The organism is Rhizobium sp. 57MFTsu3.2 (assembly GCF_012932765.1).
GTDB classification, from domain to species: Bacteria; Pseudomonadota; Alphaproteobacteria; order Rhizobiales; family Rhizobiaceae; genus Rhizobium; species Rhizobium altiplani.
In genome coordinates this window covers 84293-107959 of record NZ_JDWI01000008.1, presented here as the reverse complement: position 1 = coordinate 107959, position 23667 = coordinate 84293, and the positions used below count along the sequence as shown (strand labels likewise).

Below are 23667 nucleotides of genomic sequence, written 5' to 3'. Positions count from 1 at the left end.
GACATGAGCGCTGTTTCCGATCGGATACCGGTCACCATCCTGACCGGCTTTCTTGGCGCCGGCAAATCCACCTTGCTGAACCGGATCCTCAAGGATCCGGCGATGAAGGACGCCGCCGTGATCATCAACGAGTTCGGTGATGTCGGCATCGATCATCTACTGGTGGAAAGCTCGGGCGATGCGATCATCGAACTGTCGGACGGCTGCCTATGCTGCACGGTGCGCGGAGAGCTCGTCGATACCCTCGCAAATCTGATGGACGCGGTACAGACGGGCCGCGTCAAGCCGGTGAAGCGCGTCGTGATCGAGACGACCGGCCTTGCTGATCCGGCACCGGTCATGCAGGCGATCATGGGCAACCCCATCATCGCCACCAATTTCGACCTCGATGGCATCGTGACGGTGGTCGATGCAGTCAACGGCTCGCAGACCCTCGACAATCACGAGGAAGCGGTGAAGCAGGCCGCGGTTGCCGATCGGCTGATTCTCTCCAAGCGGACAATGGCTTCGCCAGACGTGTTGGAAGCACTGGAGGCGCGTCTCGATGCGCTCAATCCGCGTGCCGCATTGATGGATGCCGACAGCGCCGAAGCAGGGCAGGTCAGTGTGCTCGTCAACGGCCTCTACGATCCGACAAACAAGATTGCCGACGTCGGACGCTGGCTGCGGGATGAGGATGCGCATGAGGCGCATCACCAGCATGACCATCATCACCATGGTGCTGACGACCATCACCATCATCATCACGGGAACGATCACCAGGACCCACATGATGTGAACCGCCACGATGCATCGATCCGGTCCTTCTCGATCGTCGAGGACAAGCCGATCGACCCGATGGCGCTCGACATGTTCATCGATCTCTTGCGTTCGGCGCATGGCGACAAGCTGCTGCGGATGAAGGCGATCGTCGCGGTCTCGGACCGCCCGGATCGGCCGCTGGTGCTTCACGGCGTGCAGAGCATCTTCCATCAGCCATCGCGCCTGCCCGCATGGCCCGACCCTCAGGACAGGCGCACGCGCATGGTGCTGATCACCAAGGATCTGCCGGAAGCCTTCGTCAAGGATCTGTTCGACGCGTTTCTCGGCAAGCCGCGCATCGACACGCCGGATCGCACCGCGCTGCACGACAATCCGCTTGCCGTGCCGGGAATGCGATTTTAATCTATCGCTTGCGGATGAGGAAGCGGTGGCCGCCTTCCGTCGTCTCAGCCTCGATCAGTTCGTGGCCGTCTTCGTTGCAGAAATGAGGGATGTCGATGCCAGCGAGCGGATCTGTCGTTTCGACGCGGATCAGTGAGCCGCTCGGAAGGGAGGACATCTTGCGGCGGGTCTTCAGCACGGGAAGCGGGCACTTTAGCCCGCGTAGGTCATAGAGGATGGCGCTCACGCCGTCAGTCCCTGCCCCAGAATTTCCAGAACGGCTTCTTCGAGGCGACTTCCACCGGTTCGGGCTGTTGTACCGGCGCGAATGCCAGCGGGCTCGGCGTTGGGATCGGAACCTGAGCCGGAACGGCAGCGGCGACGGCAATTTCCTTTGCTTCGGAGGATGCCGGCGTAGCATTGGGCGCCGCATTTGCGGCAACCGCGGACGCGGTCTTGCTCGCCATCATCTCTTCGAGGTCCGCGACCTTGACCATCTTGCCCGCCTCCAGCGAGGTGCCGGTCGGTGCATAGGCCAGTTCGCGACCCTTTCGCAGCTTAGCGACCACGGCCTTGCGCTCCGCCTCGCTCGGGTCGTACCAGGCCATGCCATCATACTTCTTCATGGCCTTGGCGTAGTCGGCATCGTAGGTCTTGCCGTAGGAGGCAAGCGCGGCGGTCAGCGCCGGCGGCGTCGACATTGCCGGGCACTTGCCGGCCGGATTGAACTCGCCATTGTCGGTTGACTGCTGGTTGAAGACGTATTTCTTCTCGCAGAAATTCACCTCGGGAGGACGCTTGGTGACCTCGAAATTGTCGTAGCCGACCTTCAGCATGTTCCAGAACTCGATGTTCGGGTTCAGGCGATGGCGCACCATGTTTTCCGCGGTCATGCGGAAGGGGAAGGCCTGAAGCTGCACTGTCGACTGGCCGCCGGCAAAGGCGTCACGGGCAAAGGCGTAGATCTCCAGTACCTGCTGGTCGGTCATCGAGTAGCAGCCCGACGAAGAGCAGGCGCCGTGAATCATCAGGTTGGTGCCATTGTGGCCGTTCACAGCGTCATAGCGGTTCGGAAAGCCGGTGTTGATCGCGAGGTAGTATTTGGAGTTCGGATTGAGATTGGCGCGCGTCAGGTTGTAGAAGCCTTCCGGGGCCTGCCGGTCGCCCTCTTTTACCTTCGGGCCGAGGCGGCCAGACCAGGCGCAGATCTTGTAGTCGGCGATCTTGTCGAAGCGATTGTCGGTTTTCGCCTTCCAGATCTCCAGCGCGCCTTCTTCCTTGAAGATGCGGATCATGATCGGCGAGTTGCGCTGCATGCTCTTGGCCGACATCTCGGACAGGATGCGTGGCGGCAATGGCTGCTCGACCTTGTTCTTGACGCTGGAAAGATCGACCTGGGCGGTTTCCAATGCATCGTTGCAGCCGGCCAAAGCCAGCGCCATCAGGGAAACATATGCAAAATGACGAATGCGCATTCAAAAAAGCCCATCAACAGTATGCAACCCGGCCCCGGCACGCGGAGCGAATCATAGGCTGACTATGGTTCACAAACTCTTAGCAGCCTATGAAGCGCGCTCGCGTCCCCCGCAAGTAGTAATGTTATTGATAACATTATTGTGGCCAAGGTTTGGCCTCATTCACGGCGCAGCCGCGCGTTTGTGCACTACAAATTGCGGCCCATGTTGAGGAATTTCTGCCGACGCTCGTTGCGAAGCTGCTCGCCGGTGCGGTTGGAAAGCTCGCCCAGAGCTTTGGCAATGACATCACCGGTCGTGGCGATCACGCTGTCCGGATCGCGATGCGCGCCGCCGAGCGGCTCGCTGATGACGCCGTCGATGATGCCGAGCGCCTTCAGGTCCTCGGACGTGATCTTCATGTTGGTGGCGGCTTCCTTGGCGCGGGCGGAATCGCGCCAGAGGATCGAGGCTGCACCTTCCGGCGAGATGACGCTGTAGATCGCATGCTCCAGCATGTAGACGCGGTTGCCGGTGGCGATCGCGATCGCGCCGCCCGAGCCGCCTTCGCCGATGACGACGGAAACGATCGGTACCTTCACAGAGAGACACATTTCCGTCGAGCGGGCGATGGCTTCGGCCTGGCCACGCTCTTCGGCGCCGACGCCCGGATAGGCGCCTGCCGTGTCAACGAGCGTGATAACAGGAAGGCCGAAGCGGTCAGCCATCTCGAGAACGCGGATCGCCTTGCGATAGCCTTCGGGGCGGGCGCTGCCGAAATTGTGCTTCAGGCGGCTCTTCGTGTCGTTGCCCTTTTCCTGGCCGAGAACGGCGACGGGCTGGCCGCGGAAGCGGGCAAGGCCTGCCTGGATTGCGGCATCTTCGGAGAACTTGCGGTCGCCGGCAAGCGGCGTGAATTCCTGAAACAGCGTCTTGGCATAGTCGACGAAATGCGGTCGCTGCGGATGGCGCGCAACCTGCGTCTTCTGCCAGGCGTTGAGCTTCGAGTAGATGTCGACCATCGCTTCGCGAACGCGAACTTCGAGCCTGCCGATTTCATCTGACGTGTCGATGCTCTCGTCTTCCGTGGCGAGCTTCTTCAGTTCGATGATCTTGCCTTCGAGGTCGGAGATCGGCTTTTCGAAGTCGAGATAGTTGTGCATGAGGTGCGTTTCCGTTCCTTTGCCGGGGCTAGTTTGATGAGCTCGCCCTTTGTCGCCGGTCCTATTCCTGCTTTTTGTCCTGTTTGGCAAGGGGGTGGTGCGTTTGGACCAGTTGTTGAAGCCGTTCCTCCAACACATGCGTATAGATTTGCGTGGTTGAAATGTCCGAGTGGCCGAGCAGTTCCTGAACGACGCGAAGATCCGCGCCATTGGCGAGAAGATGACTTGCAAATGCATGCCGCATGACATGCGGCGAGATCATAGATGGGGTAAGACCTGCCCGGATCGCAAGATTTTTCAAATCACGCGCGAAAACCTGACGCGGCAGATAGCCCTCCTTGGACGCTGCGGGAAACAGCCAAGGGCTTTCCTGCAGCACTTTGGCGGCGTCGTTTTCAGCGGCGAGCATACGGCCGTAGAGCTTGAGCGCCACGATCGCCGACTGCGATAGCGGCACAAGCCGTTCCTTGTTGCCCTTGCCGCGGATCATCAGGAAGCGTCCGTCCTGGTCGAGCACGCGGGCCGGAAGCGAGACGAGTTCGCTGACGCGCATCCCCGTTGCGTAGAGCAGTTCGAGCAGGGCCAGCATGCGAAGGCGCTGCAACTGTCCGGGCGCGGAATCCTGCGCTTCGGTTTCCGCCTGCTCGAGCAACCGGCCAACTTCGTCGACCCCCATCGTTTTCGGCAGAGCCCGGCCTTTCTTCGGCGCATCGAGAACGCCGGTCGGATCGTCGGTGCGCAGACCCTCGGCGTAAAGGAACTTATAAAACTGGCGCATTGCCGCCAGTCGCCGCGCCTGCGAGGAAGGCTTGAAGCCTTGGGCGGCAAGGGAAGACAGGTAGGCCGAAAGATCGGCCGACGCCGCCTCCAGCAGGCGCACTCCCTTGCCGTTCAGGAAACCGTGCAGATCGTCAAGATCCCGCTCATAGGAAGAGAGTGTATTGGCCGCAGCGCCCCGCTCCGCGCTCATCATTTCCAGAAAGGCTTCGACGTGAACCCAGCCGAGATCCTTCATTGTCTCACTTCTTGGACGGGTTGATGGCGCCGGTGGCCGGAGGATTGACCCGCTCGGACGGAAGGCGGATCGTCACGTCGCGCTCCTGTGGCTCGACAAAAGCAACCAATGCCCACATCGTTCCGTATATCGCACCGGCGATGATCGCCAATATGGCGAGAAAACGGAACAGACTTGGCATTCAGCGACTCCATGGCTCTGCTTCTTTATGAAGAAGCATGTTTGCAAGTGCAAGAAGGTGCATTTGAACCACGTTTCCCTTGCCCGCGACTTGACGCTACACCTGCATTTGTCGATACCGTTCGCAAACAAAGTGTGAATGGACCAATGAGCGACCCAGTTCTGACCGTTGCCGAAAGCTTGAAAGACAGGGCTCGTGCTGCGCTCGGTTCTCGTAACCTGATCCTCGTCGGATTGATGGGCGCGGGCAAGTCCTCCGTCGGCCGGATCGTCGCGCATCAGCTCGGCATCCCTTTCGTCGATAGCGACGCCGAGATCGAGAGGGTCTCCCGCATGTCCATCGGTGAGCTCTTCGCCGCCTATGGCGAAGATGAATTCCGGGCGCTCGAAACCCGCGTCATGAAACGCCTGTTGAAGAATGGTCCGCGGGTGGTCTCCACCGGCGGCGGCGCCTTCATCAACGACCGGACGCGCAAGCATATCAAGAAGGGCGGCGTCTCCGTCTGGCTGAAGGCCGACCTCGACGTTCTCTGGGAGCGGGTCAACAAGCGTGACACGCGGCCGTTGCTCAAGACCGAGAATCCCAAGCAGACCCTCGAAAACTTGATGAATGCGCGTTATCCGATCTACGAGCTCGCCGACCTCACCGTCCTCTCGCGCGATGTGCGCAAGGAACTGATGGCGGAAGAAGTACTCAAAGCCGTGATCGACGCCCGAACCGAAAGTGCAGCCTGATGAATGCTGATGCCTCCGCCTCCGAACGCAAGGTTCACGTACCGCTCGGAGAGCGCGCCTACGATATCCTGATCGGGCCGGGCCTGATCGCACGCGCCGGTACTGAGATCGCCTCGCGCCTGAAGGGCCGCAAGGCGGCTGTCATCACCGACGCACATGTGGCGCCGCTCTATCTGGATGCGCTGGTTCAAAGCCTCGAGGCGGCGGGCATCGCGTCTGCCACCCTCGTGCTTCCGGCGGGCGAGAAGACCAAGAGCTTCGAGCACCTGATGACCGTTTGCGACAAGGTCCTCGAAGCGCGGATCGAGCGCAACGACTACGTGATCGCCCTTGGCGGCGGCGTTATCGGCGACCTCACGGGCTTTGCGGCGGGCATCGTGCGCCGCGGCGTGCGTTTCGTGCAGGTTCCGACCTCGCTGCTGTCGCAGGTCGATTCCTCGGTCGGCGGCAAGACGGGTATCAACAGCCGCCACGGCAAGAACCTGATCGGCGTTTTTCATCAGCCGGATCTGGTGCTCGCCGATACCGATGTCCTGAATTCGCTGAGCGCTCGCGAGTTTCGCGCCGGCTACGCCGAGGTCGCGAAATACGGACTGATCGACAAGCCTGATTTCTTCTCCTGGCTGGAAGCCAACTGGCAGGCAGTCTTTGCCGGCGGTGCCGCGCGCATCGAGGCGATTGCCACCAGCTGTCAGGCAAAGTCGGATGTCGTCGTTGCCGACGAGCGCGAAACTGGACAACGCGCCCTCCTCAATCTCGGCCACACCTTCGGCCACGCGCTGGAGGCTGCGACCGCCTATGACAGCGCTCGCCTCGTTCATGGCGAAGGTGTTTCGATCGGCATGGTTCTGGCGCACGAGTTCTCGGCGCGCATGAACCTGGCAAGCACGGATGACGCCCGCCGTGTCGAAACCCACCTGAAGGCCGTCGGCCTGCCCACCCGCATGTCGGAAATTCCGGGAGCGCTGCCGCCGGCCGAAATGCTGATGGACACGATTGCCCAGGACAAGAAGGTGAAGGGCGGCAAGCTGACCTTCATCCTGACCCGCGGCATCGGGCAGTCCTTCGTCGCCGATGACGTACCTGCGTCGGAAGTGCTGAGCTTCCTCAAGGAGAAACACCCGCGATGACCCTCGACGGCACGTTGGCATTTTTTTCCGCATACTGGCCGGAAATTGTCTCTATCGTGGCCCTCGTCCTCATGTCGGCGTTCTTCTCCGGCTCGGAGACCGCGCTGACCGCCGTCTCCCGCAGCCGCATCCACACGCTCGAAGCCAACGGCGAGCAACGTGCGGGGATCGTGCGTCAGCTTATCGAACGCCGCGACCGACTGATCGGCGCGCTGCTCATCGGCAACAACCTCGCCAACATCCTGTCCTCGTCGCTGGCGACCAGCCTGTTTCTTGGCGTCTTCGGCAATTCCGGCGTGGCGCTCGCCACCTTGGCGATGACCGTCATCCTGGTCATCTTCGCCGAAGTGCTGCCGAAGAGCTGGGCGATTTCCACCCCCGATCGGTTTGCGCTGAACACGGCTCCTGCAGTCAAGATGTTTGTCGCCGTCGTCGGTCCGGTTTCGTCCTTTGTGAATGCGATCGTTCGCCGGATATTGTCGCTCTTCGGCATCAATCTCTCGCGCGAAGTCTCGATGCTCTCCGCGCACGAAGAACTGCGCGGCGCCGTCGATCTGCTGCATCGCGAAGGATCGGTGGTGAAGGCGGACCGCGACCGTCTGGGCGGCGTCCTTGATCTCGGCGAACTCGAGCTCTCCGACATCATGGTCCACCGCACCGCGATGCGGGCGATCAATGCCGACGATCCGCCTGAGGTCGTCGTACGGACAATCCTTGAAAGCCCCTTTACCCGCATGCCGCTCTGGCGTGGCACGACGGATAATATTATTGGCGTTGTTCATGCGAAGGATCTTCTGAGGGCGCTTGCCGAGCCGAATGTCGAGCCGGAGAATCTCGACATTTCGAAGATCGCCCAGAAGCCCTGGTTTGTGCCCGATAGCACCAGCCTCGAGAACCAGCTCAACGCCTTCCTGCGCCGCAAGCAGCACTTTGCCGTCGTCGTCGACGAATATGGCGAGGTGCAGGGCATCGTGACGCTGGAGGACATTCTGGAAGAGATTGTCGGCGATATTTCCGACGAGCACGATATCGAGATGCAGGGCGTGCGCCAGGAGGCCGACGGCTCGATCGTCGTCGACGGAACGGTGCCGATCCGCGATCTCAACCGGGCGCTCGACTGGCACCTGCCGGATGAGGAGGCGACGACGATCGCTGGTCTGGTCATCCACGAATCCATGACCATTCCGGAAGAGCGCCAGGCCTTCACCTTTCATGGGAAGCGCTTCATCGTCATGAAGCGCGAGAAGAACCGTATCACCAGGCTTCGTATCCGCTCGGCCGAGGAGGACGGGGCGAAGCCGGCCTGACCTTCGCCGATCTGGCCGAGGGGGCCGGCGGCCCATTTTTGATGGGATTTCACATGCTTGATATTATCTGGCGCTCTGTGATCATCGGTATCGGCGCGACCGCGCTCATGGATATCTGGACCGTGCTCTACGGCGTCACGTCTGGTGGCGGGCTGCCGAATTGGGCGCCGGCCGGGCGCTGGTTCAGGGAAGTGGCCAAGGGCCGCGTCTTTCACGACGACATCAATGCCGCCGAACCCTATCGGCACGAGCGGGCGCTCGGCTGGATTGGCCATTATGCCGTCGGCATTATCTACGGTCTGCTGCTGGTGCTGATCGTCGGCTCCGCCTGGCTCGATACGCCGACTTTCCTGCCTGCCTGGATCTTCGCCATCGTCACCGTCGGCGCCGGCTGGTTCCTGATGCAGCCGGGCATGGGGCTCGGAGTGGCGGCCTCCAAGACGCCCAATCCGAACAAGGTGCGCGTTCTCAATCTCGTTGCGCATACCTTCTTTGCGCTCGGGCTCTACGGCACGGCGCTTCTCATCCGCTAAGTCTTTGCGGCGCTCTTGGGAGAGCGCCGCCCAGTTCCTATATTCACGCAGCCGCCTACCAGCGCACCGGCTCCCCAGGGGCTGCGGGTTCGACGGCGAGTGCATGCAATCCGGCATCCAGTTCTGGCTTCAGAAGCTCCGTGATCGCACGGTGCCGCGCCAGTCGCGGCATGCCGGCAAACTTGGCGGATACGATGCGCACCCGGATATGGGTCTCGCCGGTGCCCGTCATGTCAGGCTGATGGCCCGCATGAAGATGGCTTTCGTTGATGACGCTGAGGCGCTCCGGCGCGAACGCGGCGGTCAGCTTTTCTTCGATGCGGGTCTGCAGTGTCATGGTCTCGTTGCTTTGCGAAAAAGGTTCCCACCAAGCCAGCAACATTCCGGTTTGTCAATTCTTGTTGTCGCCTCTTCGCAGGCCCATAATTAGCGCCGTCATGAGACTCGATTCCAAATATTTCGACCGCATCCGCACCCGCCGCAAACGCGAGCAGGAAACCGAACAGGCACCCCCTGCCTGTCAGTGGGATGGCTGCGACAAAAAAGGCGTGCATCGCGCTCCCGTCGGACGCAATGCCGAGGGACAGTTCTTCCTGTTCTGCTTCGAGCACGTCAAGGAATACAACAAGGGCTACAACTACTTCTCCGGCCTTTCCGACGGCGAGATTGCGCGCTACCAGAAGGAAGCGATAACAGGGCATCGCCCGACCTGGACGGTCGGCGTCAACAAGGCCGCCAAGAACAGCCCGCTGCATTCCGATATGCGCTCGGGCTCCTACCGGGTGCGCGATCCCTTCGGCTTCGTCAATGGCACCAAGGGGAGCGGCCCGCGCTTTCCCGAGCAGCGCAAGCTGAAAAGCCTGGAAGCCAAGGCCTTCGACACGATGGGGCTTGATGCCAGCGCCACCTCCTCTGAGATCAAGAGCCGCTACAAGGAACTGGTCAAGAAGCACCATCCCGACGCCAATGGCGGCGACCGCGGCTCGGAGGAACGCTTCCGCGCCGTCATCCAGGCCTATCAATTATTGAAGCAGAACGGTTTTTGTTAATTCCCGTCCTTGCTCTTGGTCTTCAATCAGGTATGGTCCCAAATCGGCTGAGGCTGCAGGCAACCGCGGCATAAGTTTCTGCGTTTGTCCCACAGGCGCCTCGGCCACTTCCGGGCGCGGCGTTTCTTGTCCGGGACTTTGTTCAAGAATGCTCGCTAGCGGTAGATTATCGCCCCCGAGGTTTCGTTTCAGTCCCGGAGAAGCATCGCCGACGTTCCGACATGAACGAGCGCGGGGTAAACTGCGGCGTCATGGTTGCGAAATGGGCTGAGACAGTATGGCCGGGTGTCGGGCACCCGCCTTGGAGACATGATGAGCAAGATTGACCTTGATATTTCGGAGCTTCCGGACACCACCGTTTCGGTCAGGGAGGTCTTTGGTATCGATTCCGACATTCGCGTGCCGGCCTACAGCCAGGGCAGCGCCTATGTTCCGGACCTCGACCCCGACTATCTCTTCGACCGCGAGACGACGCTCGCCATTCTTGCCGGCTTCGCCCATAACCGACGCGTGATGATTTCAGGCTATCACGGCACGGGTAAGTCCTCGCACATCGAACAGGTCGCCGCCCGCCTCAACTGGCCCTGCGTGCGTATCAACCTCGACAGCCATGTCAGCCGTATCGACCTCGTCGGCAAGGACGCAATCGTGCTCAAGGACGGCCTGCAGGTCACCGAATTCAAGGACGGCATCCTGCCCTGGGCATACCAGCACAATGTCGCGCTCGTCTTTGACGAATACGATGCCGGCCGCCCTGACGTCATGTTCGTCATCCAGCGCGTGCTGGAATCGTCCGGCCGCCTGACGCTGCTCGACCAGAGCCGTGTCATCCGTCCTCACCCAGCCTTCCGCCTGTTTGCGACGGCAAACACGATTGGTCTTGGTGACACGACCGGCCTCTATCACGGCACGCAGCAGATCAACCAGGCGCAGATGGACCGCTGGTCGATCGTCACCACACTGAACTACCTGCCGCACGACCATGAAGTGAACATCGTCGCTTCAAAGGTGAAGAGCTTCGGGAAGAACAAGGAAGGTCGCGATCTTGTCTCCAAGATGGTGCGCGTCGCCGATCTGACCCGTGCTTCCTTCATGAACGGTGACCTGTCGACCGTCATGAGCCCGCGTACGGTTATCACCTGGGCCGAGAATGCCGAGATTTTCGGTGACATCGCCTTCGCTTTCCGCACCACCTTCCTCAACAAGTGCGACGAGCTGGAGCGTCCGTTGGTTGCCGAGCATTACCAGCGCGCCTTCGGCGTCGAGCTGAAGGAAAGCGCCGCCAACATCGTCCTGGAGGCCTAAGGCCAACCGATCATGGCTGCTCGCGGTGACAATTCGAAAGCAAAGCCCGGCTCGCCTGTCGACGTCGAGCCGTTGCGCCGGGCGATAACCGGCAGTGTGCGCGCGATCGCCGGCGACGGCGACGTCGAGGTGACCTTCGCCAATGAACGCCCTGGAATGACGGCCGAAAGGATCCGTCTGCCGGAGCTTTCCAAGCGCCCGACCATGCGTGAGCTGGCGATTACGCGCGGTCTCGGCGACTCGATGGCGCTGCGGCTCGCATGCCACGACGACAAGGTTCATGCGACGATGGCCCCGCAAGGCTCCGACGCGCGGGCAATCTTCGACGCCGTCGAGCAGGCGCGCGTGGAATCGATCGGTGCTCTGCGGATGGAAGGCGTGGCCACGAATCTCCGGACGATGACCGACGAGAAATACTCCAAGGCGAATTTCTCCGGCATCGAGCGGCAGGAAGACGCGCCGATCGGCGAAGCGATGGCCATGATGGTGCGTGAGAAGCTGACGGGCGAGAAGCCGCCAGCCTCCGCCGGCAAAGTGCTCGATCTCTGGCGCTCGTTCATCGAGGAGAAGGCTGGGTCCGACCTCGACGACCTTCCCTCCGTCATCGGCGACCAGCAGGCCTTTTCCAAGGTGATCCGCCACATGCTCTCCGCCATGGAAATGGCGGAAGAGTACGGTGACGACGACAGTCAGCCAGAGTCCGACGATGAATCGGAGCAGGAAGACCAGCCGAACGGCGACGAGCAGGATCAGGACGAGGTCGATGACGATGCGGGTTCGGATGCCGCGCCCGTAGAGGACAGCGAGGTCGCCGACGAGCAGATGGAGGACGGCGAGACCGAAGGCGCCGAGATCTCCGACGACGACATGCAGGAAGAAGGCGAGGAAGATTCCGAGACGCCGGGCGAGACCCGCCGTCCGAACACGCCCTTCGACGACTTCAACGAGAAGGTGGACTACCACGTCTTCACCGAGGAGTTCGACGAGACGATTACCGCCGAAGAGCTTTGCGACGCGGCCGAGCTCGAGCGCCTGCGGGCCTTCCTCGACAAGCAGCTTGCGCACCTGCAGGGCGCGGTCGGTCGACTGGCCAACCGCCTGCAACGCCGCCTGATGGCGCAGCAGAACCGTTCCTGGGATTTCGATCTCGAGGAAGGCTATCTCGACCCGGCACGCCTAACGCGCATGATCATCGACCCGATGCAGGCGCTCTCCTTCAAGATGGAGCGCGACACGCAGTTCCGCGATACGGTGGTGACGCTTCTGATCGACAACTCGGGCTCGATGCGCGGCCGTCCGATCACGGTTGCCGCCACCTGCGCCGATATCCTGGCCCGCACGCTGGAGCGTTGCGGCGTCAAGGTCGAGATCCTGGGCTTCACGACGAAGGCCTGGAAGGGCGGACAGGCGCGCGAGAAGTGGCTTGCCAGCGGCAAGCCGCAGACGCCGGGCCGTCTCAACGATCTGCGGCATATCATCTACAAGTCGGCCGACGCGCCCTGGCGTCGCGCGCGGCCCAATCTCGGCCTGATGATGCGCGAAGGGTTGCTCAAGGAGAACATCGACGGCGAAGCGCTTATGTGGGCGCATAACCGCCTGATCGGCCGCCGTGAGCAGCGCAAGATCCTGATGATGATCTCCGACGGTGCGCCGGTGGATGACTCGACGCTGTCGGTCAATCCGGGCAACTACCTGGAGCGACATCTGCGTGCCGTCATCGACCGGATTGAGACGCGCTCACCGGTAGAGCTGCTGGCAATCGGCATCGGCCATGACGTGACGCGCTATTACAGGCGCGCCGTAACGATCGTCGATGCTGACGAGCTGGCCGGTGCCATGACCGAGCAGCTTGCGTCGCTGTTTGAAGATAAGACCGCCCAGCCGCGGGGCGGTCGCCTCCGCCGCGCCGGTTGACCGCGAAAGGACGCTTTCTGGATGCTCCGGAAGCCCTTCGCCAGCCTGATGTCAATTGCTTTCGGGCTGGCGGCTCTCATGTCGTCGGCGCTTGCCGAGGGCGACGTCGAGGTCCGCAGTCGCGTCATCACCGAATTCAAGATCGGCTCCGATGAGATCAAGTTCGGCTCGCTCGAGTTTCTCGGCGGGCTGGAAATGGTCTCGCCGCAGCGACTGTTCGGCTCTCTGTCGTCGATCCGGTTTCGATCGGACAAGACGCATTTCGTCGGCGTGCTGGACACCGGTCACTGGATGACGGGCCATATCGAACGCGATCCGCAGGGACGCCTGTCGGGTCTCGCCGAAGTCGCCATCACGCCGATTAAGAACCGCGTGGGGCGCAGCTTCGAAGGCAAGGGGTATATGGATGCCGAGGGCCTGACGCTGCATGGCGACCGGATCCTCGTTTCCTTCGAGCAGGATCATCGCGTCGATGTCTATCCCGATCCGGGTTTCGAGACATCGCGTGCGATCGATGCCCTTCCGATTCCCTTTCCCAAGAAATCGCTGCGGGGGAATCGCGGCTTCGAGACGATCGCCGTTGCGCCCGTCGACAGCGTTCTGAAAGGGGGCACATTGATCGTCGCGGAACGCAGCCTGGATGCCGACGGGAATGCCTATGCAGCGATCTTGGACGGGCCGCAGAAGGGACGCCTGTCGCTCGCTCACTATGGCGATTTCGACGCGACGGACGGAGCCTTCCTGCCGAATGGTGATCTCCTGCTCCTGGAGCGCCGTTTCAACATGGCGGAAGGTATCGGAATGCGCATTCGCCGCATCAAGGCGGTCGACATCCGCCCGAGCGTCGTCATGGACGGCGAGATATTGCTGCAGGGCGACTTCAGCTACCAGATCGACAATATGGAAGGTCTGGATGCCTTCGCAGCCGAAGACGGCACCACGCATGTAGTGATCGTCTCCGATGACAATCACTCCATCCTGCAGCGAAATCTGATGCTGGAGTTCCGGTTGGTGGAACCGCGAGCCGGCGACACGGCTCGCTTACAGAATTGAAACCTGGCATCAGTCGCCGATCACTGGAAGCAGCGTAGCCGCAGAATAGCCAATCGTTCAGCGAGTTTCCGTGTGCTCGAACGCAAAACGGCGGAGCATCGGCTCCGTCGTCCGTCCGAGATAGTGGCTTCGGCTTTTTAGTTGGCGGGTGCGGCCTGCATCGGGCGCAGCACGTTCATCAGTGCGCCATAGGGCAGCAGCATCACGAGGCCGACGATCATTTTTACCGAGAAATCGCCAATCGCCCAGGAAATCCAGCGCGGTGCTGCAGCGGAAAAGACGCCGAGGATTGGCGCCGATTCAAGCGCGAAGGGATCGTTCGGGCCGAGGAAGACGAAGAAGGCCGCAAAGGCGAAGGAGAAGAAAATCACCGTGTCCAGCATCGACCCGATGAGCGAACCGACGAGCGGTGCGCGCCACCAGGCCTGCCGGCGCAGGCGGTTGAAGACCGAGATATCGAGCAACTGCCCAGCGAGGTAGGCCGAGCCGGAGGCGATCGCGATACGCGGAACCGAGGTATAGAAGGACAGCGTCACGCCAACGACGAAGCCGGCGAAGACAACCTTGCGGGCAGCCCGCGGGCCGAACTGGCGGTTGGTCAGATCGGTGATTAGGAAGGCGACCGGATAGGTAAAGGCGCCCCAGGTCAGGATGTCGGCCAGGTTGATGCCGGCGAGCTCGGCATGCAGCGGGAACTGGACGAGGAAGTTCGAGGCGACGACGACCAGCGTCATCAGTGCGACATAGATCAGCGTAGAGCGAGTCGTCAGCATTTTTTTATCCTGGGGTATGCCACCAGTTCGAGGAACAATCGGCAAAGCAAAAGGCTTGTCCGGATATTATCCGTGCAAGCCTTTTGAAGCCGTATGAAGAAGAAGCGGTCGAAGCTTACGCAGCAGCAGCTTCGGCAGTCTTCTTGACGATCTGGCGACGCAGCAGACGAGCGCGCATCGACAGTTCATTTTCGCTTGCCTTCAGCAGGAAGGCATCGAGACCGCCGCGATGCTCGACGGAACGAAGAGCAGCAGCCGAAACGCGAAGACGATAACGCTGGCCGAGCGCGTCGGAGATCAGCGTAACTTGGCACAGGTTCGGGAGGAACCGGCGCTTGGTCTTGTTGTTGGCATGGCTGACATTGTTACCAGTCAGGACTGCCTTGCCGGTCAATTCGCACATGCGGGACATGGAACACCTATTCTTGTTTTTCTCGGCCATCGGTTGCAGACCCGCGCAAAATCGGGCTACCAATCCAACAGGCCATGATTGGAAAGTTGCGGTTCTATAGTCAGACAGGCCGCGTGCGTCAAGCCAAACCTTGGCGTTTCCCGCAATTCTGTCAAAAAGCTTGTGTTTGCTTCGTCGTGACTCAGGCGTATAGACCGTGATGAACGGCTTTACCAGCCGCTTGAATAAGGTTCATTTCATGGCTCATCTGGGCAAACGCATTTTTGTTTCCGGGGTCGCGGCGCTGATGGCCATTCCGGCCAGCGCGAGCGAGATCGTGCATCGGACGGAATACAGGGTCTCGCTCGGTATTCTGACGATTGCGCGCGCCGCTTTCCTGACGAAGATCGAGGACGACAAGAGCTACCAGGTGTCGGGTGACATCAGCTCGGCCGGCCTTGCCGATCTCGTTACCAATATCTCCGCCAAGACGAGCGTCGACGGCGTTCTGCGCGGCGACCGACTGCAGGCGTCCCGCTACTATCTCTACTACAAGAGCGGCAAGCGCGCCCGGACATACGAGGTGCGCTACAGCAACGGCAATATCACCTCGACGACGGTGAAGCCGCCCCGAAAGCCTCCGAACAACTGGGTCAACGTACCGGCAAGCGACATGCGCTCGGTCCTCGATCCGATCTCGGGTCTGATCTTCCCCGCAGATGCCAATGTCTGCGCGCAGAAGCTGCCGATTTATGACGGCGAGATGCGCATGGATCTCGTGCTCTCGCCGAAGGGTGCCCAGAATTTCTCGACCACGGGTTTCAACGGCAAGGCGACCGTCTGCAGTGTGCGGTTCGTCCCTCGCTCCGGCTACAAGAAGGGGCGGAAGGATATCGATTATCTGAGCAAGAGCAGCCGGATGGAAATCTGGTTTGCCAAGTCAGACGCGGCAAATGTATATGCTCCTGTTTATGTTCGTATTCCGACGCAATACGGACCGGTGACGATCACCGCTGTAAAGTACGGTGCAAGCTGACGGAGCAGGGGCCTCCGTGAAGGGGGACAGGTGAAGCTTCGGGCGACGCTAATCGGCTTTACGGCCATTCTCATGTGGTCGATCCTGGCGCTGTTGACAGCTGCATCAGGCACCATGCCGCCGTTCCAGCTATCGGCTATCTGCTTTGCCATCGGCAGCATTCCCGGCATCGTCGTGCTGCTCCTCAATCGTTCGCGCCTGGCGCTGCTCAAGCAGCCGGCCAAGGTCTGGGTGACAGGGATCGCCGGCCTGTTCGGGTATCATTTCCTCTATTTCACGGCCATCAGAAACGCCCCGGCCGTCGAAGCCGGGCTGATTGCCTATCTCTGGCCGCTCTTGATCGTCGTCGGATCGGCGCTGCTGCCGGGCGAACGACTGCGCTGGTATCATGTGGCTGGGGCGTTGGCCGGTCTCTGCGGCACCTTCCTGATCGTCGGACGCAACGGCATCAATTTCGATGGCGCCTATGCCGTCGGCTATGGAGCGGCTTTCCTCTGCGCCTTCACATGGTCGGGCTATTCGCTGCTGACACGGCGGTTCGATGCGGTCTCGACCGACGTCGTCACCGGCTTCTGCATCGCGACCTCGATCCTGTCGCTCATTTGCCATCTCGGGCTCGAGACAACCGTCTGGCCGGAAACGGCGTTGCAGTGGATCGCGGTGGTTGGCCTCGGGCTCTTTCCTGTGGGAGCGGCTTTTTATGCGTGGGACTACGGTGTCAAGAACGGCGATATCCAGATCCTGGGTGCCGCAAGCTATGCCGCGCCGCTTCTCTCGACGCTCAACCTCACGCTGTTCGGCTTTGCCGAGCCGAGCTGGCGGATCGCCCTCGCCTGCGTGCTCGTGACAGGCGGTGCCGTGCTTGCGGCAAACGAGATGTTTCGCCGCAAGGCCACGATGGTTGAGCAAGGCGGAATAGCCTAGACGCTGAAAGGCTCTAATCCGCCGGCTTCCAGTCCGGCGGTGCCATTTCGAAGGATGCGAATTCGAAGCCGGGCGCAACCGTGCATCCGACTAGCGTGTAATCGCCCGTTGTTTCGGCTGACTGCCACCAGTTGGCGGGAATGATCGCCTGCGGACGCTCGCCCTTGGGGATGTCAGTCCCAAGGATCAGCGTCTCGCTGCTGGTGCCATCCTCAGAGCAGTGAAGCGCAAGCGGAGCCCCGGCATAGTGGTGCCAGACTTCCGCCGCATCACGGACGCGGTGCCAGTGAGAACGCTGCCCCGCCTTCAGGAGATAGTAGATCGCCGTCGAGTGGCCGCGCGATCCCCCCTTGAGGTCTCGGAACGTCTGCACGTACCAACCGCCTTCGGGATGCGGCTGCATTCCAAGCTCGCGGATAATATCGTCCGGCGACATCAGAAATTGTCCTTGCGCCGGCGGATCTCCGCGAAGACTTCCTCGTTGCTCTTGTTCTCCATCAGCAGGTTGCGACGGATGGCCGGATCGGCGGCGCGCAGGAACGGGTTGGTCTCTTTCTCAAGCGCCAGCGTGGTCGGGATGGTGAACTTGTTCTCGGCCCGCAGAGCTTCGATTTCGGCCGCACGGACTACCAGTCGCTGGTTGTCCGGATCGATGGTGACCGCAAAACGTGCGTTCGACAGTGTGTATTCGTGGCCGAAGTAGATCGCGGTTTCGTCAGGCAGCACGGCAAGCTTCTGAAGCGAGTGCCACATATCGGCAGCCGGGCGCTCGAAAAGACGCCCGCAGCCGAGCGCAAATAGCGTATCGGCGGCAAAAAGCAGCTTGTCGTCGACGAAGTGGTAGCAGATATGCCCGGCCGTATGTCCGGGAGTCTCGATGACCTGTACCGTGTGATCGCCGAACAGGAATGTATCGCCATCGGCCATGGTCTTGTCGAGGCCGGGGATTGCCACCGCCTCGTTGATCGGGCCGATGATCTCGCAGCCATATTGTTCCTTGAGCGCGAGATTGCCTTCGACGTGGTCCGTATGGTGATGGGTTGTGAAGATATGCGAGATCGTCCAGCCGCGGCGGGACGCAGCCTTCTCCACTGCGCCTGCATCCGGAGCGTCGATCGATGCCGTCAGGCCGGTTTCAGGATCGTGCACCAACACACCGAAATTGTCGGAACGGCAGAGAAAAACGTCTAAATCCAAAGGTTTCATAGTTTCAGGCAGCCTCTTTATCGCGGGTATATCGGGAATGTAGAGGGTCGCGCCTTGAAGTCCAACCGTGCACTGATAACATTTGCCTTGATGCACGCTGATATTGTCGACCTACGCCAGTTCTATCATTCCGACCTCGGGCGCATTGCCGAGCACTCGATCGCTATGGCCCTCTCGTCGCTTTGGGTGCGGCTACCGCAGGAGCGTCTCGTTGGCCTCGGCTACGTGGTTCCCTTCCTCGATCGCTTTCAACCCGACACGGAGCGAACCTTTGCCTTCATGCCGGCCGGGCAGGGGGCGGTGAACTGGCCGGTAGGCGCTCTTTCCTCGACCGCCCTGATCTTCGACGAGGAATTGCCACTGCCGGATTCCTCGATTGACCGGGTGCTGATGGTCCATTCCCTGGAATTCGCCGAAAGCCCGCGGGAAACCCTGAAGGAGCTGTGGCGCGTATTGGCGCCAGGCGGACGGCTGGTCATCGTCGTCCCGAACCGCCGCGGTGTTTGGGCGCGCATGGAACACACGCCGTTCGGCTCTGGACGCCCCTATTCGCGAGGGCAGCTGACGAGCCTTCTGCGCGAGACCAATTTCACGCCCGGCGCGACGGCGGAAGCATTGTTCTTTCCACCCTCGAAGCTGCGCACGATGATGAGCCTGCGCAGTGTCTTCGACCGCGTGGGACGCGCCTTATGGCCGGCATTCTCGGGCGTTATTATCGTCGAGGCGCAGAAGCGTCTCTATCAGGGCCTGCCGGTTGCCGCCCGCGCCTCGCGGCGCGTCTTCGTACCGGTTCTGGCGCCGCACGGCGTTCCAACGACGCGCAGTCGTTAGAGCCTAAAGCCGTGGCACTCGACAAGGGCGCCGTTCCGTTCTATTGCCACGGGGCAATTTCAGCCGAATTTTCCCGGTATTTCCAAGGTCGATCCCATGAGCGAAGAGAAGAGCAAGCCCGTTCCGCGTCCCGGTATTCTGGATATCGCAGCCTATGTGCCGGGCAAGGAACATGCGCCGGGCGTTGCCCGCGTCTACAAGCTCTCTTCCAATGAAACACCCCTTGGCGCGAGCCCGAAGGCGATCGAAGCTTTCCGCAATGCCGCCGGCAGTCTCGAGCGCTATCCTGATGGCCAGGCGACGGAACTTCGTGAGGCGATCGCGGCTGTGCATGGTCTGAACCCCGCCAACATCATGTGCGGCAATGGCTCGGACGAGTTGCTCGGCCTGCTTTGCCATGTCTATCTCGGGCCCGGCGACGAAGGCATCATCACCGAGCACGGCTTTCTCGTTTACAAGATCCAGATCATGGGCGCGGGTGCGACGTCTGTCGTCGTCAAGGAGAAGGATCAGACGGTCGACGTCGATGCCATTCTGGCGGCCGTTACGCCGAAGACCAAGATCGTCTTCATCGCCAATCCCGGCAATCCGACGGGTACCTATGTTGCGGTCAGCGAAATCCGCCGTCTTCAGGCATCCCTGCCGAAGCAGGTCGTTCTGGTGCTCGATGCCGCCTACGCGGAATATGTCCGCCGCAACGACTACGAGGCCGGCATCGAGATCGTTTCGTCGAATGCCAACGTCGTCATGACCCGTACCTTCTCCAAGGTCTATGGCCTGGCCGCGCTTCGCGTTGGCTGGATGTATGCGCCGGCAGACATCATCGATGCGGTCAATCGCGTCCGCGGCCCGTTCAACATGAACGCCGCAGCCATTGCCGCGGGCGCTGCAGCCATTCGCGACCAGGCGTTCACGCAGGAGGCCGCCTCCTTCAACCAGATGTGGATCGAGAAGCTGACGGGTGCGCTCGAGGCTCTCGGCCTCAAGGTGACGCCGTCGGTCGCCAACTTCGTGCTCATCCACTTCCCGGATGTCGATGGCAAGCGCGCGCCGGAAGCCGATGAGTTCCTGACCAGCCGCGGCTATATCCTGCGCGCTGTAAAGGGCTATGGCTTCCCGAACGCGCTGCGCATGAGCATCGGTCCGGAAGTGGCGAACCGTGGCGTCATCGAAGCGCTCGGCGAGTTCATGGGACGCAAGTCATGACGGTGGAGTTCGATCGCATTGCGCTGATCGGGATCGGCCTGATCGGCTCTTCGCTGGCCTATGATATCAGGCGGCTCGGTCTCTCAGGTGAGATCGTCGTCTCGACGCGCAGCGCCGAAACGCTGAAGCGAGCGGAGGAGTTGAGCCTGGGCGATCGCTATACGACCTCGTCGGCAGAGGCCGTCAAGGATGCGGACCTGGTGATCGTGTCGGTTCCCGTCGGCGCGTCGGAGAGCGTGGCGAAAGAAATCGCCGGCAGCCTGAAGCCTGGTGCCATCGTCACCGATGTCGGTTCGACCAAGGCATCCGTCATTGCCCAAATGCAGCCGCATATGCCGCCGCACGTGCATTTCATTCCCGGCCATCCTCTTGCCGGCACGGAGAAGTCCGGCCCAGACGCCGGATTTCCCGGGCTCTTCGAAGGGCGCTGGTGCATCTTCACCCCGATCGCCGGAACCGACCAAGCGGCATTGAAAAAGTTGCGGCGGTTCTGGGAAACGCTCGGCTCCAAGGTCGACGAGATGGATCCCGAGCACCACGACAAGGTGCTCGCCATCGTCTCACACCTGCCCCACATCATCGCCTACAACATTGTCGGCACGGCGGATGATCTCGAGGCGGTGACGGAATCGGAAGTGATCAAGTATTCCGCGTCCGGCTTCCGCGACTTCACGCGTCTGGCCGCTTCCGATCCGACGATGTGGCGCGACGTCTGCCTGCACAACAAGGATGCGATCCTCGAAATGCTGGCGCGCTTCTCCGAGGACCTCGCTTATCTGCAGCGGGCCATTCGCTGGGGCGAGGGCGACAAGATCTTCGATCTGTTCACCCGCACGCGTGCCATCCGCCGTTCGATCATCCAGGCCGGCCAGGACGTCGATGCGCCGGACTTCGGCCGTCCGCATCCGCTCGAAAAGAAAGCCTGAAGGCTCTATTTCAGATCGGCGGGATCGATCCCAACGGAATGAAACCGCCGACCGTGGCATTGCCACGTGCTACAACGAGATCGACGGAAACCTTGTCGCCGCCGCCCGCCAAAGCTTTCAGCAGCTTGGCGGCAGTGTCGACCGTCTTGGCGATTTCAGGGAAGGTCTGCTTGACGCTGTCGCGCCAGGGGCCGAGCTGTTCGATCTCCAGCTTGAATTTGCCCGACAGATAGCCCTCCTCGTCGAAGGAGAAGGGGCCGCTCAGGGTCATGACCTTGCCGTCGCCGATGTCGGCCACGACCTTGCGCAGTTCGCCGCTGGCGCCGTAGAGGCCCTTTTGGTCGCTGCCGTCGATCATGCCGGCCTTGCCGGCCAGCGTCACGTCGGCGCTCGCCGAGAGCTTCGGGAATGCCGGCCAGTCCTTGATGGCGGTATTGGAATCCTTCAGCGAGATCGCGCCATCCAGGTCGCCGTTGTTCTGGCGAAGGTGGATCTCCGTGTGAGCAGCGTCGAAATTGATCGTCTGGCCGGTCTGGGAAGCCGCCGTCCCCTTGAGCCCGTCGATGATGGTGGAGGAGCGGTCGATGCCCTTTAGCTTGGTGATCAGGCTGGATTGCAGGTTTGCCCATTCGGCATTGAGCGTCAGGCCGTGGGCGGTGCGGATCTCGGCGGGCGAGTCGAGTTCCCAAACGATATGCCCTGGAGCATAGACCTGGGCTGCGGAGCGCAGCTCGCCAAAACTCGCCGACACGCCGTTGACGTTGTCATCGACATCGACCTTCGAGCAGAACAGGCCGATCCGGAACGGATAGCCGCGGAAGTCGATATCGGCGCATTCGGCGGTGACGCCTGCGGTGTTGCCCGGCGCGATCGCCTTCAGCACCGTCGTTTTCAGCTGCGCGGCGGCATAGAACCAGCCACTCGTATAAAGCGCGATCACCAGGAGGAGGATGCAGCCGAGCCACCAGAATTTTCTGCCGCTGCGGGATGGGCTTGACGCTGCCATGATGTTCTCCAAAGGTGACGCGCGAGTGGGAATGTGGGTCTGGCGTGCGATATGGACGAATTTTGGGTGTTTGGCTACGGATCACTGATGTGGAATCCGGGCTTCGAATTTTTGGAGCGTTCTCAGGCGCTTGTCTATGGCTATAGACGGTCGCTCTGCGTGCATTCCTGGGTGCATCGCGGCACGCAGCAGAAACCGGGCCTCGTGCTCGGCCTTGATCGTGGTGGTTCCTGCCGTGGAATGGCCTTTCGGATCGCGCCGGATCAGTGGGGCGAGACAATCGACTATCTGAGGGAGCGCGAGCTCGTAACCAACGTCTATCTTGAGCGTTGCCTGCCCCTCCAGTTGGCGGACGGCCGGAGCAGCAAGGCGGTCGCCTACGTCGTCGATCGAGCGCATACGCAATATGCCGGTGGGCTCGACGCGATCGCGGCGGCGCACGTTGTCCACGGTGCGGAGGGCCGATCAGGGCCGAACGACGCCTATGTCTTCAATACGCTGGCACACCTGCGGGAAATGGGCATTCGCGACCACTGGCTGGAGCAGGTGGTCGGCGAAGTGGAACGACTAAGAAACGCGGCCTGAGTTCAGGCCGTCGTTGCCTTCGCTTTCTGCAATTCCGCGAGCCGACGAGCGGCGGTCGGCGGGAGCGGCAGGTTCGGGTTGCGCTTGACCGTGTCGACCAGCAGTTCATCGCTCGCCTTCTCGGTCACCTCGATCAGATGCGCGAAAAAGGCATCGGGGTCCATGCCGGGTTGGATTGGCGGCAGGATCCGCACCTTGAAGTGACCGGGGTAGCGCAACGTGCTGCGGCGCGGCCAGAACAGGCCGGGGTGCATGGCGACCGGCACGACCGGTAGCTGCAGGTCGCGGTACATGCGGGCGATGCCGTATTTGTAGAGCGGTTCGGCACCGGGCGGGCGGCGCGTGCCTTCGGGGTAAATGATCAGCTGGCGGCCGGTTGCCAGCTCTTCCTTGGTTCGCCTCAACGCCTCGACCATCACCTTGCCGCGGGCGCCGCGATTGACCGGGATCATCCGCTGCTTCTTGGCATACCAACCGAAGAGCGGGATCCACATCAGCTCTCGCTTCAGAATGTAGACCGGATCCTTGAGCCACGGCAGCAGGGCATAGGTATCCCAGAACGACTGATGCTTCGGCGCCAGGATATAGCCGCCATCGGGCAGATTCTCCATGCCCTCGATCTCGAAGGTCGTGCCGACGATCTTCTCCATCAGCCAGTGGCTCGACAGTGCCCAGTTCTTCGGTATGCGGTAGGCGTCCTTGCGTGGCGCGACGAAATAATAGGGGGAGAGCACGATCATGCGAACGATGAGGTTGGCGTAGAAGATCGTGTTGAAGAGAACGGAACGCAGGGCGATCATAA

General features: G+C 61.3%; 27 protein-coding genes. 15 read left to right on the top strand and 12 right to left on the bottom strand.

The window, feature by feature from the left end; translation table 11 throughout:
- Window positions 1–3 precede the first annotated feature (3 nt).
- Window positions 4–1164, top strand: coding sequence for a GTP-binding protein (locus AF71_RS11340; RefSeq protein ID WP_018857753.1), 1161 nt, complete (start codon window positions 4–6; stop codon window positions 1162–1164).
- Window position 1165: 1 nt separating this feature from the next.
- On the opposite strand, the gene AF71_RS11335 is transcribed toward AF71_RS11340, so the two are convergent.
- From AF71_RS11335 to AF71_RS11315, 5 genes are all read right to left on the bottom strand, one after another.
- Window positions 1166–1390 (bottom strand): sulfurtransferase TusA family protein, encoded by a 225-nt coding sequence (locus tag AF71_RS11335; RefSeq protein ID WP_018857754.1) that lies wholly within the window; start codon window positions 1388–1390, stop codon window positions 1166–1168.
- A gap of 4 nt (window positions 1391–1394) precedes the next feature.
- A complete protein-coding gene (locus tag AF71_RS11330) occupies window positions 1395–2618 on the bottom strand; it encodes a murein L,D-transpeptidase family protein (protein WP_018857755.1) in 1224 nt (407 codons plus the stop codon).
- A gap of 188 nt (window positions 2619–2806) precedes the next feature.
- Window positions 2807–3760: an acetyl-CoA carboxylase carboxyltransferase subunit alpha gene (locus AF71_RS11325; protein WP_018857756.1), complete on the bottom strand. Its 954-nt coding sequence runs from the start codon at window positions 3758–3760 to the stop codon at window positions 2807–2809.
- A 61-nt stretch (window positions 3761–3821) separates the two neighbouring features.
- Window positions 3822–4775: a site-specific tyrosine recombinase XerD gene (xerD, locus tag AF71_RS11320; protein ID WP_018857757.1), complete on the bottom strand. Its 954-nt coding sequence runs from the start codon at window positions 4773–4775 to the stop codon at window positions 3822–3824.
- Window positions 4776–4779: 4 nt separating this feature from the next.
- Complete coding sequence (locus AF71_RS11315; RefSeq protein WP_018857758.1) at window positions 4780–4956, bottom strand: hypothetical protein; 177 nt, start codon at window positions 4954–4956, stop codon at window positions 4780–4782.
- Between the two features lie 146 nt (window positions 4957–5102).
- On the opposite strand from AF71_RS11315, the gene AF71_RS11310 reads away from it, so the two are divergent.
- The 4 genes from AF71_RS11310 to AF71_RS11295 are packed head-to-tail and all read left to right on the top strand — an operon-like array spanning window position 5103 to window position 8660.
- Complete coding sequence (locus AF71_RS11310) at window positions 5103–5690, top strand: shikimate kinase (protein WP_018857759.1); 588 nt, start codon at window positions 5103–5105, stop codon at window positions 5688–5690.
- Window positions 5690–6820: a 3-dehydroquinate synthase gene (aroB, locus tag AF71_RS11305; protein WP_112667914.1), complete on the top strand. Its 1131-nt coding sequence runs from the start codon at window positions 5690–5692 to the stop codon at window positions 6818–6820. Before AF71_RS11310 ends, aroB begins: the two co-directional genes overlap by 1 nt.
- The gene (locus AF71_RS11300) at window positions 6817–8127 is read left to right on the top strand and encodes an HlyC/CorC family transporter (RefSeq protein ID WP_018857761.1); all 1311 of its coding nucleotides are present in this window, start codon (window positions 6817–6819) and stop codon (window positions 8125–8127) included. The genes aroB and AF71_RS11300 overlap by 4 nt, the downstream gene beginning before the upstream one ends.
- Window positions 8128–8180: 53 nt before the next feature.
- A complete protein-coding gene (locus AF71_RS11295) occupies window positions 8181–8660 on the top strand; it encodes a DUF2938 domain-containing protein (protein WP_026371843.1) in 480 nt (159 codons plus the stop codon).
- 55 nt (window positions 8661–8715) lie between these two features.
- Here the strand turns inward: AF71_RS11295 and AF71_RS11290 are convergent, their stop codons facing one another.
- Complete coding sequence (locus AF71_RS11290) at window positions 8716–8997, bottom strand: BolA family protein (protein ID WP_026371844.1); 282 nt, start codon at window positions 8995–8997, stop codon at window positions 8716–8718.
- A gap of 100 nt (window positions 8998–9097) precedes the next feature.
- On the opposite strand from AF71_RS11290, the gene AF71_RS11285 reads away from it, so the two are divergent.
- From AF71_RS11285 to AF71_RS11270, 4 genes are all read left to right on the top strand, one after another.
- Window positions 9098–9709, top strand: a complete 612-nt coding sequence (locus tag AF71_RS11285; protein WP_018857764.1) for a J domain-containing protein — start codon at window positions 9098–9100, stop codon at window positions 9707–9709.
- A gap of 312 nt (window positions 9710–10021) precedes the next feature.
- Window positions 10022–11014, top strand: coding sequence for a cobaltochelatase subunit CobS (gene cobS, locus AF71_RS11280; protein ID WP_018857765.1), 993 nt, complete (start codon window positions 10022–10024; stop codon window positions 11012–11014).
- A gap of 12 nt (window positions 11015–11026) precedes the next feature.
- On the top strand, window positions 11027–12928 hold the full coding sequence (cobT, locus tag AF71_RS11275; protein ID WP_018857766.1) for a cobaltochelatase subunit CobT: 1902 nt from the start codon (window positions 11027–11029) through the stop codon (window positions 12926–12928).
- 21 nt (window positions 12929–12949) lie between these two features.
- On the top strand, window positions 12950–13981 hold the full coding sequence (locus AF71_RS11270; RefSeq protein ID WP_169681361.1) for an esterase-like activity of phytase family protein: 1032 nt from the start codon (window positions 12950–12952) through the stop codon (window positions 13979–13981).
- Window positions 13982–14118: 137 nt separating this feature from the next.
- Here AF71_RS11270 and AF71_RS11265 read toward each other — a convergent pair whose 3' ends face one another.
- Both AF71_RS11265 and rpmB read right to left on the bottom strand, forming a co-directional pair.
- On the bottom strand, window positions 14119–14754 hold the full coding sequence (locus tag AF71_RS11265) for a queuosine precursor transporter (protein ID WP_113470279.1): 636 nt from the start codon (window positions 14752–14754) through the stop codon (window positions 14119–14121).
- A gap of 115 nt (window positions 14755–14869) precedes the next feature.
- A complete protein-coding gene (gene rpmB, locus AF71_RS11260; RefSeq protein ID WP_024316182.1) occupies window positions 14870–15166 on the bottom strand; it encodes a 50S ribosomal protein L28 in 297 nt (98 codons plus the stop codon).
- 238 nt (window positions 15167–15404) lie between these two features.
- Between rpmB and AF71_RS11255 the strand changes: the two genes are divergently transcribed.
- A complete protein-coding gene (locus AF71_RS11255) occupies window positions 15405–16181 on the top strand; it encodes a DUF3108 domain-containing protein (protein WP_113470299.1) in 777 nt (258 codons plus the stop codon).
- Window positions 16182–16211: 30 nt separating this feature from the next.
- Window positions 16212–17105: an EamA family transporter gene (locus AF71_RS11250; protein WP_169681359.1), complete on the top strand. Its 894-nt coding sequence runs from the start codon at window positions 16212–16214 to the stop codon at window positions 17103–17105.
- 13 nt (window positions 17106–17118) lie between these two features.
- Here AF71_RS11250 and AF71_RS11245 read toward each other — a convergent pair whose 3' ends face one another.
- Entirely contained in the window at window positions 17119–17541 is a 423-nt protein-coding gene (locus tag AF71_RS11245) for a cupin domain-containing protein (RefSeq protein WP_018857772.1), read from the bottom strand.
- Window positions 17541–18311, bottom strand: coding sequence for a hydroxyacylglutathione hydrolase (gene gloB / locus AF71_RS11240; protein ID WP_018857773.1), 771 nt, complete (start codon window positions 18309–18311; stop codon window positions 17541–17543). The genes AF71_RS11245 and gloB overlap by 1 nt, the downstream gene beginning before the upstream one ends.
- Before the next feature lie 54 nt (window positions 18312–18365).
- On the opposite strand from gloB, the gene AF71_RS11235 reads away from it, so the two are divergent.
- The 3 genes from AF71_RS11235 (at window position 18366) to AF71_RS11225 (ending at window position 21274) form a co-directional block, all read left to right on the top strand.
- A complete protein-coding gene (locus AF71_RS11235; RefSeq protein WP_025661878.1) occupies window positions 18366–19142 on the top strand; it encodes a class I SAM-dependent methyltransferase in 777 nt (258 codons plus the stop codon).
- A gap of 96 nt (window positions 19143–19238) precedes the next feature.
- Window positions 19239–20348, top strand: coding sequence for a histidinol-phosphate transaminase (gene hisC / locus AF71_RS11230; protein WP_169681357.1), 1110 nt, complete (start codon window positions 19239–19241; stop codon window positions 20346–20348).
- Complete coding sequence (locus tag AF71_RS11225) at window positions 20345–21274, top strand: prephenate/arogenate dehydrogenase family protein (RefSeq protein WP_169681355.1); 930 nt, start codon at window positions 20345–20347, stop codon at window positions 21272–21274. The genes hisC and AF71_RS11225 overlap by 4 nt, the downstream gene beginning before the upstream one ends.
- A gap of 10 nt (window positions 21275–21284) precedes the next feature.
- On the opposite strand, the gene AF71_RS11220 is transcribed toward AF71_RS11225, so the two are convergent.
- Window positions 21285–22280, bottom strand: a complete 996-nt coding sequence (locus AF71_RS11220) for a DUF2125 domain-containing protein (RefSeq protein WP_018857777.1) — start codon at window positions 22278–22280, stop codon at window positions 21285–21287.
- A gap of 51 nt (window positions 22281–22331) precedes the next feature.
- On the opposite strand from AF71_RS11220, the gene AF71_RS11215 reads away from it, so the two are divergent.
- Window positions 22332–22865, top strand: coding sequence for a gamma-glutamylcyclotransferase (locus tag AF71_RS11215; protein ID WP_018857778.1), 534 nt, complete (start codon window positions 22332–22334; stop codon window positions 22863–22865).
- 2 nt (window positions 22866–22867) lie between these two features.
- Here the strand turns inward: AF71_RS11215 and AF71_RS11210 are convergent, their stop codons facing one another.
- Entirely contained in the window at window positions 22868–23665 is a 798-nt protein-coding gene (locus tag AF71_RS11210) for a 1-acyl-sn-glycerol-3-phosphate acyltransferase (protein ID WP_018857779.1), read from the bottom strand.
- Between the last annotated feature and the right edge of the window lie 2 nt (window positions 23666–23667).